12 protein-coding genes and 1 tRNA gene are annotated in these 14,976 nt (G+C 67.7%); 12 read left to right on the top strand and 1 reads right to left on the bottom strand.

All coding sequences use genetic code 11. From position 1 onward, the window contains the following. Positions 1–6 precede the first annotated feature (6 nt). The 8 genes from MLE27_RS02675 (at position 7) to argH (ending at position 10,138) form a co-directional block, all read left to right on the top strand. Positions 7–1,707, top strand: coding sequence for a methyl-accepting chemotaxis protein (locus tag MLE27_RS02675; protein WP_243310338.1), 1,701 nt, complete (start codon positions 7–9; stop codon positions 1,705–1,707). Between the two features lie 11 nt (positions 1,708–1,718). Further along, positions 1,719–2,696, top strand: coding sequence for a PhoH family protein (locus MLE27_RS02670; protein ID WP_243310337.1), 978 nt, complete (start codon positions 1,719–1,721; stop codon positions 2,694–2,696). Continuing rightward, positions 2,668–4,968, top strand: coding sequence for an HD family phosphohydrolase (locus MLE27_RS02665; protein WP_243310336.1), 2,301 nt, complete (start codon positions 2,668–2,670; stop codon positions 4,966–4,968). The genes MLE27_RS02670 and MLE27_RS02665 overlap by 29 nt, the downstream gene beginning before the upstream one ends. 220 nt (positions 4,969–5,188) lie before the next feature. After that, positions 5,189–5,527, top strand: a complete 339-nt coding sequence (locus MLE27_RS02660; protein ID WP_243310335.1) for a carboxymuconolactone decarboxylase family protein — start codon at positions 5,189–5,191, stop codon at positions 5,525–5,527. Between the two features lie 134 nt (positions 5,528–5,661). After that, positions 5,662–6,090: an rRNA maturation RNase YbeY gene (gene ybeY / locus MLE27_RS02655; RefSeq protein ID WP_243310334.1), complete on the top strand. Its 429-nt coding sequence runs from the start codon at positions 5,662–5,664 to the stop codon at positions 6,088–6,090. 235 nt (positions 6,091–6,325) lie between these two features. After that, positions 6,326–7,264, top strand: a complete 939-nt coding sequence (gene argF, locus MLE27_RS02650) for an ornithine carbamoyltransferase (RefSeq protein WP_243310333.1) — start codon at positions 6,326–6,328, stop codon at positions 7,262–7,264. A 1-nt stretch (position 7,265) separates the two neighbouring features. After that, positions 7,266–8,459, top strand: coding sequence for an argininosuccinate synthase (locus tag MLE27_RS02645; RefSeq protein WP_243310332.1), 1,194 nt, complete (start codon positions 7,266–7,268; stop codon positions 8,457–8,459). 284 nt (positions 8,460–8,743) lie between these two features. Next, positions 8,744–10,138 (top strand): argininosuccinate lyase, encoded by a 1,395-nt coding sequence (gene argH / locus MLE27_RS02640; RefSeq protein ID WP_243310331.1) that lies wholly within the window; start codon positions 8,744–8,746, stop codon positions 10,136–10,138. A 61-nt stretch (positions 10,139–10,199) separates the two neighbouring features. Here argH and MLE27_RS02635 read toward each other — a convergent pair. Continuing rightward, positions 10,200–10,292, bottom strand: a tRNA-Sec gene (locus MLE27_RS02635). A 115-nt stretch (positions 10,293–10,407) separates the two neighbouring features. On the opposite strand from MLE27_RS02635, the gene ftsH reads away from it, so the two are divergent. The 4 genes from ftsH (at position 10,408) to MLE27_RS02615 (ending at position 14,972) form a co-directional block, all read left to right on the top strand. Next, complete coding sequence (gene ftsH / locus MLE27_RS02630) at positions 10,408–12,375, top strand: ATP-dependent zinc metalloprotease FtsH (protein ID WP_243310330.1); 1,968 nt, start codon at positions 10,408–10,410, stop codon at positions 12,373–12,375. A 142-nt stretch (positions 12,376–12,517) separates the two neighbouring features. Beyond that, a complete protein-coding gene (gene folP / locus MLE27_RS02625) occupies positions 12,518–13,321 on the top strand; it encodes a dihydropteroate synthase (protein WP_423747957.1) in 804 nt (267 codons plus the stop codon). Then, entirely contained in the window at positions 13,318–14,082 is a 765-nt protein-coding gene (gene cdaA, locus MLE27_RS02620; RefSeq protein ID WP_243310329.1) for a diadenylate cyclase CdaA, read from the top strand. The genes folP and cdaA overlap by 4 nt, the downstream gene beginning before the upstream one ends. After that, entirely contained in the window at positions 14,079–14,972 is an 894-nt protein-coding gene (locus MLE27_RS02615; protein WP_243310328.1) for a hypothetical protein, read from the top strand. The genes cdaA and MLE27_RS02615 overlap by 4 nt, the downstream gene beginning before the upstream one ends. The last annotated feature ends 4 nt before the right edge of the window (positions 14,973–14,976 follow it).

The raw sequence follows: 14,976 nt of genomic DNA, 5'->3' as shown, positions 1-14,976 counted from the left end.
TGAAGTATGACCTTGATGCGGAAGATGCAGGTTTTTTCCCTCGTATCGGCTTTGTTCACGGTCGCGGTCTGGCTTGTAGCCTGGCTGGGCCTTTCCGGCGCAACCGAAGCCGCCTCCGGCTCCGGGCAAGCCTTCTCCCACGCGCTGTCCTCCCTCAAGGACACGGTCTTCTGGTGCGGCCTCGCGGCGGTGGCGCTCTCGCTCGGGCTTGGCGCGGCGTTCACCCTGGGCCTGGGCTCGCGCCTGCGCGCTCTTGGCGCGCTGCTCGGCGGCGCTGGCGAATCCCTGGACGGCGACGAACTGGCGGGCATGGAGCGCGCCCTGGGGAGGCTCTCGGCCGAACGCCGGGAGGGGCTCACGAGAATTTCGGCCCTGGAGGCCCAGGCCTCCGGCCTTTCCGAAGAGAGGGACATCGCCCTGGCGCAGGCCGCCCAGGCCAAACGCAGCGCGGAAAACTCCCGCAAGCACGGCATGTCCGGCGCGGCGGGCACCATCCGCTCCGTTGTCGGGGCCATCCAGGAGGTGGCTGGCAGCCTCTCCGGCGAGGTGGACAAGGCCGGGCGGGGTGCGCGCATCCAGGCGGACATGGTGGCGGAGGCCTCCAGCGCCGTGGAGCAGCTCGACGCCACCGTGCTGGACGCCGCCCGCAACGCGGCCCGCGCGGCCGACCTGGCCGCCCAGGCCCGGGGCCGGGCCGAAAACGGGGCGCAGGTGGTGGAGGGCGTCGTCTCCTCCATTTCCCACGCCTACGGCCGCACCCAGGAGCTCAAGGGCGTCGTGGAGGACCTGGGCGGGCAAGCCCAGGCCATCGGCCGGATCATGACCGTCATTTCCGACATCGCCGACCAAACCAACCTGCTGGCGCTCAACGCCGCCATCGAGGCCGCCCGCGCTGGCGAGGCCGGGCGCGGTTTCGCCGTGGTGGCCGACGAGGTGCGCAAGCTGGCCGAGAAGACCATGCTGGCCACCCGGGAGGTGGGCTCCGTCATCGACGCCATCCAGACCGGGGCCAAGGGCGCGGTCTCCGGCATGGAGGGCGCGGCCACCGAGGTGGAGAAGGCCACGCAGGAGGCCAAGCGCTCGGGCGCGGCCCTGGCGGACATCGTCTCCATAGTGGAGGAGACCGCCGACCAGGTCCGGGCCATCGCCACGGCCGCGGAGCAGCAGTCCGCCATGAGCACCCAGATCGGGCGCACCGTGAGCCACGTGCGCGAAACCTCCGCCGAAACCCTTGACGGCATGACCCGTTGCGAGCAAGGGATCGAAAGTCTGCTGGCGCAGGTGGGCGAACTTGCCAACCTCAACAGCGTGTTTACACTGCTCGGCCGAGGGGTGATCCAGGAGCTCGTGGAGCGGCTGGCCACCTCGGAGGAGATGGCCTCGCTGGAGAGGCCCCGCATGGAGGCCCTGCTGGCGCGGGCCATGCGCGAGCATCCCTTCCTGGAGCTGGCCTACATGACCGACGCCTCGGGCGTGCAAGTGGTGGCCAACATCGGGCAGGGGGGAGCCCTGGACGGCTCCGCCGTGGGCAAATCCTGGAGTACGCGGCCCTGGTACCTGGGGGCCATGCGCGACAAGGACATCAATATTTCCGAGGTGTACACGTCGTCGGCGTCCAACGCCCCGTGCATCACCGTGAGCCGCCCGGTGACAACCGCACGGGGGGAGATCGTCGGCGTCCTGGCTTTGGACGTCAATTTGAGGTGACGCCTTAACACATGAGCAAACCCAACGCAGTCGAGCGCAGGCTCGAATTCGACGACTCCGGCCTCGCCCGGGAGCTCTTCGGGCCGCACAACGCCCACCTGGACCTCGTGAGGGAGCTCACGGGCGTCCGGGCGGACTCCCGTGGCAACGCGCTCACGCTCCGCGGCGGCAGCGCCGAAGCCCTGGATCGGGTGGCCGAGGTCATGGTGGAGCTCTACGGCGCGCTGCGCAAGGGCGGCGGCGTCTCCCCCGAGAGCATCAAGCCGTTGCTCCTTGGCCTGGAGGGCGCTGTGCAGCCCACCTCCCGCAGGTATTTCGAGCAGGATGTCTTCGTCGTCTCCCCCAAGAAATCCATCACCCCGCGCACCCTGACCCAGCGCGAATACCTGGGCACCATCCGCGCCGGGGACATGGTCTTCGGCGTTGGCCCGGCTGGCACCGGCAAGACCTACCTGGCCGTGGCCGTGGCCGTGGCCGAACTGCTGGCCAGGCGCGTCAAGCGGATCGTGCTCACGCGCCCGGCCGTGGAGGCGGGCGAGAAGCTGGGCTTCCTGCCCGGGGACATGATGGAGAAGGTGAACCCCTACCTGCGCCCGCTCTACGACGCCCTGCACGACATGCTGGACTTCCAGCGCGTGAGCGAGATGATCGAGGAAGGCGTCATCGAGATCGCGCCCCTGGCCTTCATGCGCGGGCGCACCCTCAACGACGCCTTCATCATTCTGGACGAGGCCCAGAACACCACGCCCGAACAGATGAAGATGTTCTTGACGCGCCTGGGCTTCGGGTCCAAAGCGATAGTCACCGGCGACGTGACCCAGGTGGATCTTCCGCGCGGGGCTCCGTCCGGCCTGATTGATGCCGTCTCCGTCCTTGAGGGCGTGGAGGGCATCGGCATTGTCTATTTCAGCGAGGAGGACGTCATCCGCCACCCCCTGGTGGGGCGGATCGTGAAAGCCTATGAGCGGCATACTCAGCCGTCTTCGTAAAACCAGCCCGCCGCCCAAGGCCTCCGTGCCGTGCCAGCAGTGCGCCCAGCGCCCCATGCTGTGCTGGGGCCTCGGGGTGCTGCTGGCCGTTATTTTGGGCGCGAGCATCCTTTCGGCGGTGCGCTTCGAATCGGACGTGAAGGTCTTCCTGGCGGGCGACATCGCCAGCCAGGACGTCACCGCGGATCAGAACCTGCGCATCGAGGACCGCGAGGCCACCCTGCGCAAGCGCGACCAGGTCTCCGAAAACCAGCCCCCCGTCTTCGACCTGAGCCCCGCCCCCTACGAGGCCCTGAAGAAGCACGTGACCGACATCCTGGCCCTTTCCCGCAAGCCCGACGAGGACGCGGAGAAGGTGCGCGCCTCCCTCTCGGAGGACTTGAACGTCGAGATCAGCCGGGACATGCTCCAGCTGTGGCGCACCCAGGATTTCCAGGACATGATGCAGCTCCAGCTGCTGCCCTGGCTCAGGGAGGTCTACTCCCGGGGGGTGACGGCCCATCCCGGGGTGTTCACCACCTACAAGCAGGGCGTGCTGCTGCGCGAGCTGCCCTCGGGCATGGAGACCCTCTACCTCGACAGCCCCGGCACCATCGACTTGGACCGCTGCAAGGACGACCTGGACCAGCTCCTGCGCAAGGACCTCAAGAAGACCATCCGCACCCGCAAGGCCGTGTTCACCCTGCTGAGCCCGTACCTGCTGCCAAACCTCGTCTTCAACCAGGAGACCACCCTGGCACGCAAGCGCGAGATCGTGGGCGCCATGGAGCCGGTCTACACCAGCATCTACCGGGGCGAGGTCATCGTCCGCCAGGGCGAGCGCGTCACCCCCGAGCAGCAGACCAAGCTCCAGGCCCTCTACGCCCACCGCACCAGCTCGGTGCGGCCCCTGGCCATCCCGGGGATGTTCCTGCTCTCCTGCCTGTTCTTCGTGCTGCTGCACCTCTCCCAGGGCAAGAAATCCGGCATACGCTGCGTGGGCAACCGCGAGTGGCTGGCCCTGGCCCTGGTCACGGGCTTCTTCGTGCTGCTGGCCAAGTTCGTGGAGCTGGCCCGCCTCTCCGACGCGCACCTGCCGCTGTTCCTGAAATCGAGCCAGGTGGCCTTCGGGCTGCCCATCGCCGGGGCCGCCGGCGTGCTGGCCATGTTCCTGCCCCAGGCGCTGTGCTCCTTCGCGGTGCTGCTCATCTCCTACCTGGTGGCCAGCGAGGTGGGCGGCGGCCTGCAACTGTTCAGCTACTATCTGCTGGGCGGCTTCGTGTACGCCTCCATCATCAAGAACTGCGACACCCGGCAGGACGTGCTGCGCTCCATCCTGCCGCTGGCCGGGCTGTGCGTGGTCTCCTGGCTGGGCATCGTGCTGGTGCAGCAGGGCGGGGCGGAGATGACCCTGGCCGGCGGCGTGTACGCGGCCTTCAACGCCATCTTCTCGCTGCTCTTGGTGCTGGGCATGAGCCCGGTGCTGGAGCTGATGTTCGGCTTCACCTCCCGCTTCAGGATGATGGAGCTCATGAGCCTGGAGCAGCCCCTGCTCCAGGAGCTGATGGTCAAGGCGCCCGGCACCTACCACCACTCGCTCATCGTGGCCAACATGGCCGAGGCCGCGGCGCGCGCCGTCGGGGCCAACGCCCTGCTGGCCAAGGTGGCGGCCCTGTATCACGACATCGGCAAGCTCAAGAACCCCAGCTACTTCATCGAGAACCTCTTCGGGAAGGAGAACAAGCACAACAAGCTCTCCCCCTCCATGAGCGCGCTCATACTGATCTCCCACGTCAAGAAAGGCGTGGAGCTGGCCAACGAGCACAAGCTGGGCGAGGAGATCGCGGACCTCATCGGCCAGCATCACGGCATGACGCTCATCACCTACTTCTACCACAAAGCCCAGGAGCAGGCCGAGGCCAAAGGCGAGGAGCCCGTGCGCGAGGACGAGTTCCGCTACCCCGGCCCCAAGCCCCAGACCAAGGAGGCGGGCATCATCATGCTCGCCGACGCCATCGAGGCCTCCAGCCGCACCCTGGTGGACCCCACCCCCAGCCGCATCAAGGGGCACATCCAGTCCATCGTGCGCAAGCTCTACAACGAGGGCGAGCTGGACGGCTCCGAACTGACCCTCAGGGACCTGACGCAGGCCTCGGAGTCTTTCCACCGCATCCTCACGGGCATCTTCCACCACCGCATCGAGTACCCCAACCTGGACCGCGGCAAGGACAAGGCCAAAGAGGCCCCCGCTGCCGCCGCCAACGGGAACGGTTCGCCCGAGAAAGCGGCCTGAGTTCACCCCGAGGCGGAGCGGGGCAGGGCGCTGCCCTTGCCCCCGCCAAGGGGATGATCCCCGGAGAAGTCAGGCAGGACCGGGGAAATGCCAAGAGCAGGGCGCTGCCCTGCACCCGCCAGGGGGATGATCCCCCTGGACCCCGCGACGGCTTCGCTGGTGATCCGGCGGGCTGTTCGCCAACGGCGTTCCATGCGGACGCCAGAAAAAGGAGTGGCACATGCTCGTGGACTGGAAGAACCTGGTCAATAACTCCATGAAGGCTTTCGGGGAGCTTATCAAAGGCAACCCCAAGATCGGCGAGGCCATGAAGGCCCTGGACGAGGCGGGCTCCGCGCACGGCGCGCTGGACGCCAAGACCAGGGAGCTGATCGCGCTGGCCGTGGCGGCCTCCACCCGTTGCGACACCTGCATCGGAGTGCACGCCAAGGCCGCGGCCGCCGCCGGGGCCACCCGGGAGGAACTGCTGGAGGCCCTGGCCGTGGCCGTGGGGCTCAACGCCGGGGCGGCCTTCGTCTATTCGGCCCGCATCCTGGAAGCCTTCGACGCCGAGAAATAGCCCGCATTCCCCGGGGCCGGGCGCGCCCGGCCCCGTTTGACACCAGAACTGCCATCCTTCCGCGCCCGACGCGAAGCGGTAAAGGATTCCAAAGGAACGAAGTTCCTTTGGCCGCCGGAGGCATCTTCCCTCTTATGACTTCCTCTTCCCCGACCCTCTGGATAGAACCCGGCGCGGCCCTGGACCCGACCCTGCCGCTCTCCCGCCGCGAGGCCGAGCCCCTGCTGTTCGACCTGCTGGACGCCCTGGGCCTGACCGGCGGCGAACTGGAGGTCCGCTTCGTGGACGACGTGGAGATCGCCCGTCTGAACCGGGAGTTCCTGGGCCTCACCGGGCCGACCAACGTGCTCTCCTTCCCCTCGGAGGACGCGGAGCGCCCGGCCTACCTGGGCGAGATAGCGCTCTCAGTGGACGCCCTCAGGCGCGAGGCCGCGCTCTACGGCCAGAACCCTCGCGAACACCTGGTGCGGCTGCTGGCGCACGGCATCCTGCACCTGGCCGGGTACGACCACGGCGAGGCCATGGAGGCCATGACGGACCTCGCCGTGGAAACCCTGCGCTAGCCCGGCAGCATGCTGAAAAATCCTCGCTGGCTGCGTTGCTTCGAACAAGTCGAACCCTCACGTATGCCGAAATACGCATCGGGCTCGACGTGTTCTCGCGCCTTGCCCTCGAGTTTTTTGAGCAGGCTGCGAAAACAGGCTTTACCATTGGCTGCCTAGCCCGGCTGCCTCTTTACATCCTCCCTCTCTGCCGCTAGAAATCTTCTTTTCGCCGCATTCCATACTGGAGGCTCACATGCCCAGAAGATTCCTCGAAATACACGACATGACCCGCCAGGAAGCCCACGGCGTCGTCAACAGGGCCATCGAGATGAAGCAGTCGCGCTTCCGCTCCGAGTTGCTCGCGGGCAGAACCCTGGCGCTGATCTTCGAGAAGGCGTCCACGCGCACCCGCGTCTCCTTCGAGATGGCCGTGCGCCACCTGGGCGGCTCCACAATCTACATGACCCAGAACGACTCCCAGCTGGGCCGCTCCGAGCCCGTGGAGGACACCATCCGCGTGCTCTCCCGCTACGTGGACGGCGTGGTCATGCGCACCTTCGAGCACTCCAAGCTCACCCGCATGTGGGCCAAGACCTCCATCCCCATCGTCAACGCCCTCTCGGACGATTTCCACCCCTGCCAGGTCATGGGCGATGTGATGACCATGGTGGAGCGCGGCGCGGACCTGGCCAAGACCAAGGTCGCCTGGGTGGGCGACGGCAACAACATGGCCCACTCCTGGATCAACGCCGCCACCTATTTCCCGTTCGAGCTGGTGCTGGCCTGCCCCGAGGGCTACACCCCCAACAAGGACATCCTCGACGCCGGGATCAAGGCCGGGGGCAAGATCCGCCTGGTCACCGACCCGCTGGAGGCCATCCGGGGCGCGCACTTCGTCAACACCGACGTCTGGGCATCCATGGGGCAGGAGAGCGAAGCCGGGGAGCGCATGGGCGTTTTCCAGAACTACCAGGTGGACGCCAAGGCCATGGCCCTGGCCGCGCCCGGAGCCAAATTCATGCACTGCCTGCCCGCTCACCAGGGCGAGGAAGTGACCACCGAGGTCTTCGAGTCCGAGGCCTCCATCGTGTGGGACCAGGCGGAAAACCGCCTGCACATCCAGAAAGCCATCCTGGAATGGGTCTACTCCGGCGGAGAAGGCACCCTTCCGTACACCCTCGCGGAGATATAGCATGAGCAGCATCCAGAAAGTGGTCCTGGCCTATTCCGGCGGCCTGGACACCTCCGTCATCCTGAAGTGGATCAAGAAGACCTACGATTGCGAGGTCATCACCATGACCGCCGACCTGGGCCAAGACGAGGAGCTCGACGGCCTGGAGGAGAAGGCCCTGCGCACCGGCGCGACCAAGGCCTACATCGACGACCTGCGCGAGGAGTTCGCCAAGGATTTCGTGTTCCCCATCCTGCGCGCCGGGGCCGTGTACGAGGGCCGCTACCTGCTGGGCACCTCCATCGCCAGGCCGCTGATCGCCAAGCGCATGGTCGAAATCGCCCTGAAGGAGGGCGCGCAGGCCGTGTCCCACGGCGCCACGGGCAAGGGCAACGACCAGGTCCGCTTCGAGCTGGCCGCCATGTCCCTGGCCCCGCAGCTCAAGACCATCGCCCCCTGGCGCGAGTGGGACTTCAAGGGCCGCGCCGACCTGCTGGCCTTCGCCAAGGAGAACGGCATCCCCGTGCCCGTCACCAAGGAGAAGCCCTACAGCTGCGACCGCAACCTCATGCACCTCTCCTTCGAGGGCGGCGAACTGGAGGACCCGGCCAACGAGCCCGGCCCCCACAGCTACCTGCTCTGCGTGCGCCCCGAGGACGCCCCCAACGAACCCGAATACGTGACCATCGACTTCGAAGCGGGCAACCCCGTGGCCGTGGGCGGCGAAAAGATGAGCCCCGCCTCCATCATCCGCACCCTGAACAAGCTGGGCGGCAAGCACGGCGTGGGCAGGCTGGACATGGTGGAGAACCGCTTCGTGGGCATGAAGTCGCGCGGGGTGTACGAGACCCCGGGCTGCACCATCATCCACGCCGCGCACCGCGACCTGGAAGGCATCACCATGGACCGCGAGGTCATGCATCTGCGCGACAGCCTGATCCCGCGCTACGCCGAGATGGTCTACTACGGCTTCTGGTTCGCCCCCGAGCGCGAGGCCATCCAGGCCCTCATCGACAAGAGCCAGGAGCGCGTCACAGGCCAGGTGCGCGTGAAGCTGTACAAGGGCCAGGCCACCCCGGTGAGCCGCGTGTCGCCCAACAGCCTCTACAACATGGAGCTGGTGACCTTCGAGGAAGACTCCGTGTACGACCAGTCCGACGCCACCGGCTTCATCCGGCTGCAGGGGCTGCGCCTGCGCGGCTACAAGAAGATGTAGTTCGTTTTTTGATGGTCCGCCGTCCGACGGGACTTGCCCGGCGGGCGGCGGACCGTTTGCATTCGACCCGGGTGGAGACGGCCTTGGCGGTTTTCGCTCGAAGCAGTTTTTACCGGCTGCGCGCCGCGACACGGTAAGCCGGCATGTCCGGCCCTGCCCGCCAGCGCCCCCGGCACAACGATATTCTTCAAATATATCGGGGTGCCGGGGGCGCTGGCGGGCAGGGCTGGATGTGACGGCGGCCGGAGCAGCCCGCAATCCCACCCAGCCACCGGAGGCACTTCATGTCCGCATCGTCCAAGCCCTGGGGCGGCCGCTTCGCCGAACCCACCTCCAAGATAGTCGAGCGCTACACGGGCTCCGTCCGCTACGACAAGGCCCTCTACGCCCAGGACGTGGCCGGCTCCAAGGCCCACGCCCGCATGCTGGCCAAGCAGGGCGTCATCAGCGATGCCGAGGCCGCGCAGATCGTGGACGGCCTGGACGCCATCCTCAAGGACATCGAGTCCGGCGCGTTCGTCTGGAAGGACGAGCTTGAGGACGTGCACATGAACATCGAGGCCCGGCTCACCGAGATGATCGGCGACGCGGGCCGCAAGCTGCACACCGGGCGCAGCCGCAACGACCAGGTCTGCCTGGACTTCCGCCTCTTCGTCAGCGCCCGGCTGGAGGTCTGGTCCGAGCTGCTGGCCGCGCTGATCGGCGTGCTGGCCGACCGCGCCGCCGAGCACACCCGGACCATGCTGCCGGGCTACACCCACATGCAGCCCGCCCAGCCCGTGAGCCTGGGCCACCACCTGATGGCCTACGCCTGGATGTTCAAGCGCGACTTCGAGCGCTGCCGAGACGCCCTGAAGCGCTCCGCCGTGTCGCCCCTGGGCGCGGCTGCCCTGGCGGGCACCACCTTCCCGCTGGACCCGGCGGCCGTGGCCGGGGAGCTTGGCCTGAACGGCACCTTCAACAACAGCCTGGACGCCGTGTCGGACCGTGATTTCGCCCTGGAGGCCCTCTTCACCGGCTCCACGGCCATGATGCACCTCTCGCGCCTCTGCGAGGAGCTCATCATCTGGTCCAACCCCAATTTCGGCTACGTGGCCCTGCCGGACGCCTACGCCACCGGCTCCTCCATCATGCCCCAGAAGAAGAACCCGGACGTGGCCGAGCTCATGCGCGGCAAGACGGGCAGGGTCTACGGCTCGCTCTTCAACCTGCTGACCCTGATGAAGGGCCTGCCCCTGGCCTACAACCGGGACATGCAGGAGGACAAGGAGCCCTTCTTCGACGCCGACCGCACCGTGAGCGACTCCCTGGCCATCATGGCGGAGATGATGAAGGTCATGGGCTTCAGGCCGGAGCGCATGCGCCAGGCCCTGAAGCTGGGCTTCCTGAACGCCACGGAGCTGGCGGACTACCTGGCGGCCAAGGGAGTGCCCTTCCGCGAGGCGCACCATGTGGCCGGATCGGCGGTGGCCCTGGCCGAGCGCAAGGGCTGCGGCCTGGAGGACCTCACCCTGGCCGAACTGCAGGCCCTGAGCGCCTCCATCGGCCCGGATGTGGCCGAGATACTGACCTACGAGGCGGCCATGAACCGCCGCAACACCCACGGCGGCACCTCCCCCGCCCGCGTGGAGGACCAGATCGCCGCCATGCGCGCCTGGCTGGCCCAGACGGCGGGGTAGGCCGGTTGCGCCGGCAAAGAAAAAGGACGCCGCGAGGCGGCGTCCTTCGGAAATCCGGCGCTGGCGGAAGCGTATAGGGGTCGAACCTACCGACGGGGATGAGCCGTCCACTGGATTTGAAGTCCAGGCGCCACACCGGTGACGATACGCTTCCGAAGAGTGGGGCTTGTACACCTTCCAGCCGCCAACATCAACAGGCAGCGCATGGACAGCCCATGCCGGCTGTGTTACCTATCCCGCTGGAGGAAACCCTCCACGGAGGAATCCAATTGAATAATCTTACGAAGAACTTGGGTATCTGGGCGGTCATTTGTCTGGTCATGATCGTCCTTTTCAATCTTCTGAATCAGCAGCCCCCCCAGTCCAGCAAGCTGGCCTATTCGGAATTCCTGAAGAAGGCCACCGCGGGCCAGGTCGAGGCCGTGAAGATCCAGGGCCACCGCATCGAGGGCATCACCACCGACAATCAGCGCTTCGCCACCTACTCCCCCAACGACCCCACCCTGGTGCAGACGCTCATCGCCAACAAGGTCCAGGTGCGCGCCGAACCCGAGGAGGAGTCCCCCTGGTACGTTTCGCTGATGGTCTCGTGGTTCCCCATGCTCCTGCTCATCGGCGTGTGGATCTTCTTCATGCGCCAGATGCAGGGCGGCGGGGGCAAGGCCATGTCCTTCGGGCGCTCGCGGGCGCGGCTCATCAATCAGGACACGCAGCGCGTCACCTTCCAGGACGTGGCCGGTGTCGACGAGGCCAAGGAGGAGCTCAACGAGATCGTGCAGTTCCTCTCCGACCCCAAGAAGTTCACCCGCCTGGGCGGGCGCATCCCCAAGGGCGTGCTGCTCGTGGGCTCGCCCGGCACCGGCAAGACCCTGCTGGCCCGCGCCGTGGCGGGCGAGGCGGGCGTGCCCTTCTTCTCCATCTCCGGCTCCGACTTCGTTGAGATGTTCGTGGGCGTGGGCGCGGCCCGCGTGCGCGACCTGTTCGTGCAGGGCAAGAAGAACGCCCCCTGCCTCATCTTCATCGACGAGATCGACGCCGTGGGCCGCCAGCGCGGCGCCGGCCTGGGCGGCGGCCACGACGAACGCGAGCAGACCCTGAACCAGCTCCTGGTGGAGATGGACGGCTTCGAATCCAACGAGGGCGTCATCCTCATCGCGGCCACCAACCGCCCCGACGTGCTCGACCCGGCGCTCCTGCGCCCCGGCCGCTTCGACCGCCAGGTGGTGGTCCCCGCGCCGGACCTGCGCGGCCGCAGGCGCATCCTGGAGGTGCACACCCGGCGCACCCCCATCGACAGCTCGGTTGACCTGGACATCCTGGCCAAGGGCACGCCCGGCTTCTCCGGCGCCGACCTGGAGAACCTGGTCAACGAGGCGGCCCTCTCCGCGGCCAAGCTCAACCGCGACCGCGTGACCATGGACGACTTCGAGATGGCCAAGGACAAGGTGCTCATGGGCAAGGAGCGGCGCAGCCTGATACTCTCCGACGAGGAGAAGCGCACCACCGCCTACCACGAGGCCGGCCACGCCCTGGTGGCCAAGCTCATGAAGGACTCCGACCCGGTGCACAAGGTCTCCATCATTCCGCGCGGCCGCGCCCTGGGCATCACCATGCAGCTGCCCGAGGACGACCGCCATACCTACTCCAAGACCTACCTGACCACCAGGATCGTCATGCTCTTGGGCGGGCGCGTGGCCGAGGAGGTCGTGCTGGACCAGCTGACCACCGGCGCCGGCAACGACATCGAGCGCGCCACGGACATGGCCCGCAAGATGGTCTGCAAGTGGGGCATGAGCGAGAAGCTGGGCCCGCTCTCCTACGGCGAAAAGGACGAGGAGATCTTCCTTGGCCGCGAGCTGATGCACCACAAGAACTTCAGCGAGGACACCTCCCGCCAGATCGACGCCGAGGTGCGCAACATCGTGGAAGGCTGCCACGCCAAGGCCAAGGAACTGCTCACCGCCAACATCAAGTACCTGCACTCCATCGCCAAGGCGCTTCTGGACCGCGAGACCATCAGCGGGGCCGACATCGACCTGCTGCTCAAGGATCAGGAACTGCCTCCCCTGGAGCCCGCCGCCAAGGCCGATCCCGGCAAGGACGAAGCGAAACCCGAGGCCGAGCCCGCTCCTTCGGCATCCGTCCAGGCTGAATCCGGGCAGGCCGCGAAATCCGGCAGCGAGGCCGGAGAGGGCTCAGCCCAAGAATCCGAAAAGAAAGCCTCCGGGGGCGACTGATTCCTTCCCCGAGTAAATCCAGCAAGGATCCGGGCGCGTATGCGCCCGGGTCCGCCAACCTTCTGAGCGGAGCGGCCCACCGGTGAACCACGCAGACGTATCTCCCGGCATTGCCGCGTGGACGGTGACACAGGGGCGGGTGTTGAAGCCTGCCCCTTTTCTCGTGATGGGCATCGTCAACGTCACCCCTGACTCCTTCTCCGACGGCGGCCGCAACTTCGAGGCCACCGCCGCCTGCGGGCACGCCTCCCGGCTGCTGTCCGAGGGCGCGGCCATCGTGGACGTGGGCGGCGAATCCACGCGCCCCTTCGCCGAGGAAGTGGACCAGGACGAGGAGCTGCGCCGGGTGATCCCCGTGATCCGGGGCATCCTGGAGCGCCACCCCGAGGCGATCGTCTCGGTGGACACCTACAAGGCCGAGGTGGCCCGCCAGGCCCTGGAGGCCGGGGCGGCCATCGTCAACGACGTCTCCGCCTGCTCCTTCGAGCCCGCCCTGCTGGAGGTGGTGGCGAGCCGCAAGCCCGGCTACGTGCTCATGCACTCCCTGGGCAAGCCCGGAACCATGCAGGTGGCCCCCCGCTACGACGACGTGCTCTCCGAGGTGCGGGCCTTCTTCGAACGGGGGCTGGAAACCCTTACCCGGGCCGGGCTGCCCGAGGACAGGGTCGCGCTGGACCCGGGCATCGGCTTCGGCAAGACCCTGGAGCACAACCTGACCCTGCTGCGCGGCCTGGGAACCTTCCTGGGCCTGGGCAGGCCCATCCTCATGGGGCTCTCCAACAAATCGTTTCTGGGCAAGCTCCTGGGGCTGGATGTGCACGAGCGCGGCCCCGCCACCCAGGTGGCCACGGCCCTGGCCCAGCTCGCTGGGGCGCGCATCCACCGGGTGCACCAGGCCGCCCAGGCGGTGCAGGCCCTGACACTCGCGGAGGCCATGCGTCCATGACACCCTGGCTCGACAACATCCACGTGGGCTGGCGCGAAGCCCTGGACGTCACCCTGGTGGGGCTGCTGTTCTACCGCATGATCCTCTTGGTGCGCGGCACGCGGGCCGTATCCGTGATCCACGGGGTCATCGTGGTGCTGGTGGCCAACTACCTCTCCGGGGAATTCGGCCTCTACACCCTGCATTGGCTGCTGACCAACTTCCTGAACTCCTTCTTCCTGGTCATGGTCATCCTTTTCCAGGCGGACATCCGCAAGGCCCTGGCCCAGGTGGGCCTGCGCTGGTTCGGCGGCCGCAAACACACCACGCGCGGGCGCGAGGCGGCGGCCCAATTGGCTGCCAGCCTGCTGGGGCTGGCCGAACGCAAGGTCGGCGCGCTGGTGGTGCTGGAGCGCGGCGTGCCCCTGGGCGACATCATGGACAGGGGCATCGCCCTGGCCACGGACATCCGCCCGGAGGTGCTCCAGGCGGTGTTCCACCATGAGAGCCCCCTGCACGACGGGGCCGTGATCGTGCGCGGGGCCAAGGTGGCGGCGGTGGGCTGCATCCTGCCCCTGGCCTCGCACAGCGCCCTCTCCACGGCCTTCGGCACGCGCCACCGGGCTGCCGTCGGCGTCACCGAGGAGACCGACGCCCTGGCCCTGGTGGTCTCGGAGGAGCGCGGCGAGATCCGCGCGGCCCAGGCGGGCACGCTCTCCGGCGTGCTGGAACCCGCCGCCCTGGAGGAACTGCTGCTGACGCAGTGGGCGGAGCGCCGATGAACTCCCTGTGGTACTCCAGAATACTCGCGCTTTTGCTCGCGGTGCTTTCATGGTATCTCGTGACCGGCAGGGAGCGGGTGGACTCCTGGGTGCGCGTGCGCGTCGAGATGTCCGGCCTGGCCGACGGCCTGGTGCTGCTGGGGGCCCCCCGCGACCACCTGGACGTGCTGGTGCGCGGCCCCAAGGGGCTGGTGCGCAGCGTGGACCCGGCCGAGCTCGTCTACACCCTGGACGCCTCCAAGCTCGTGCCCGGGCGCAACACCGTGGTGGTGGGGCCGGACGCCGTGGCCCTCTCCCGGCTGTTCGAGGTGGTCGAGGTCAGGCCCGCAAACCTGGAATTCTTCGTCGAGCGTCGCGTCACCCGGACGGTGCCGGTGCTCGGGGCCTTCAAGGACGCCTCCGCCCGGGACTACACCATCGTCAGCCAGCTCGACCCGCCGAAGGTGGCGCTCTCAGGGCCTGAATCCGTATTGCAGGACGTGGACGAGGTGCTGGTGGAGCCCATGGCCCTGCCCGATGCGCCCTCCGGCGCCTTCGAGGCCTATGTCCGGCTGGTCCTGCCCGACCAGGTGGAGGCCAATCCCCGGACCGTGAAGGCCAGGGTGCAGTTCCGGCAGAACGTGCGCGAAGCAGTTGCCGAAGCGCCTGTGCGCGTGGCCTACCAGGGCCCGGCCTCCATCCGCGTCGCGCCCGAGAACGTGACCCTGCGCCTGCGCGTGCCCGTGCCCCTGCTGCGCGAGGGCGGCTGGCGCGGGCTGGTGGACGCCTACGTGGAGGTGCCCCCCGCGACGCCGCCGGGACGCCACGAATATGCCTACAAAGTGACGCTGCCCCAGGGCTGCGAGCTGATACAGGCGAAGCCGGAGCGCGTCTCCGTTTTCGTCAAATGACAGG

The sequence above is a fragment of the Fundidesulfovibrio agrisoli genome (assembly GCF_022808715.1).
Lineage (GTDB): Bacteria > Desulfobacterota > Desulfovibrionia > Desulfovibrionales > Desulfovibrionaceae > Fundidesulfovibrio > Fundidesulfovibrio agrisoli.
Note: the sequence above shows the minus strand (reverse complement) of the source record. Positions and strands in the feature narration are given on the sequence as shown.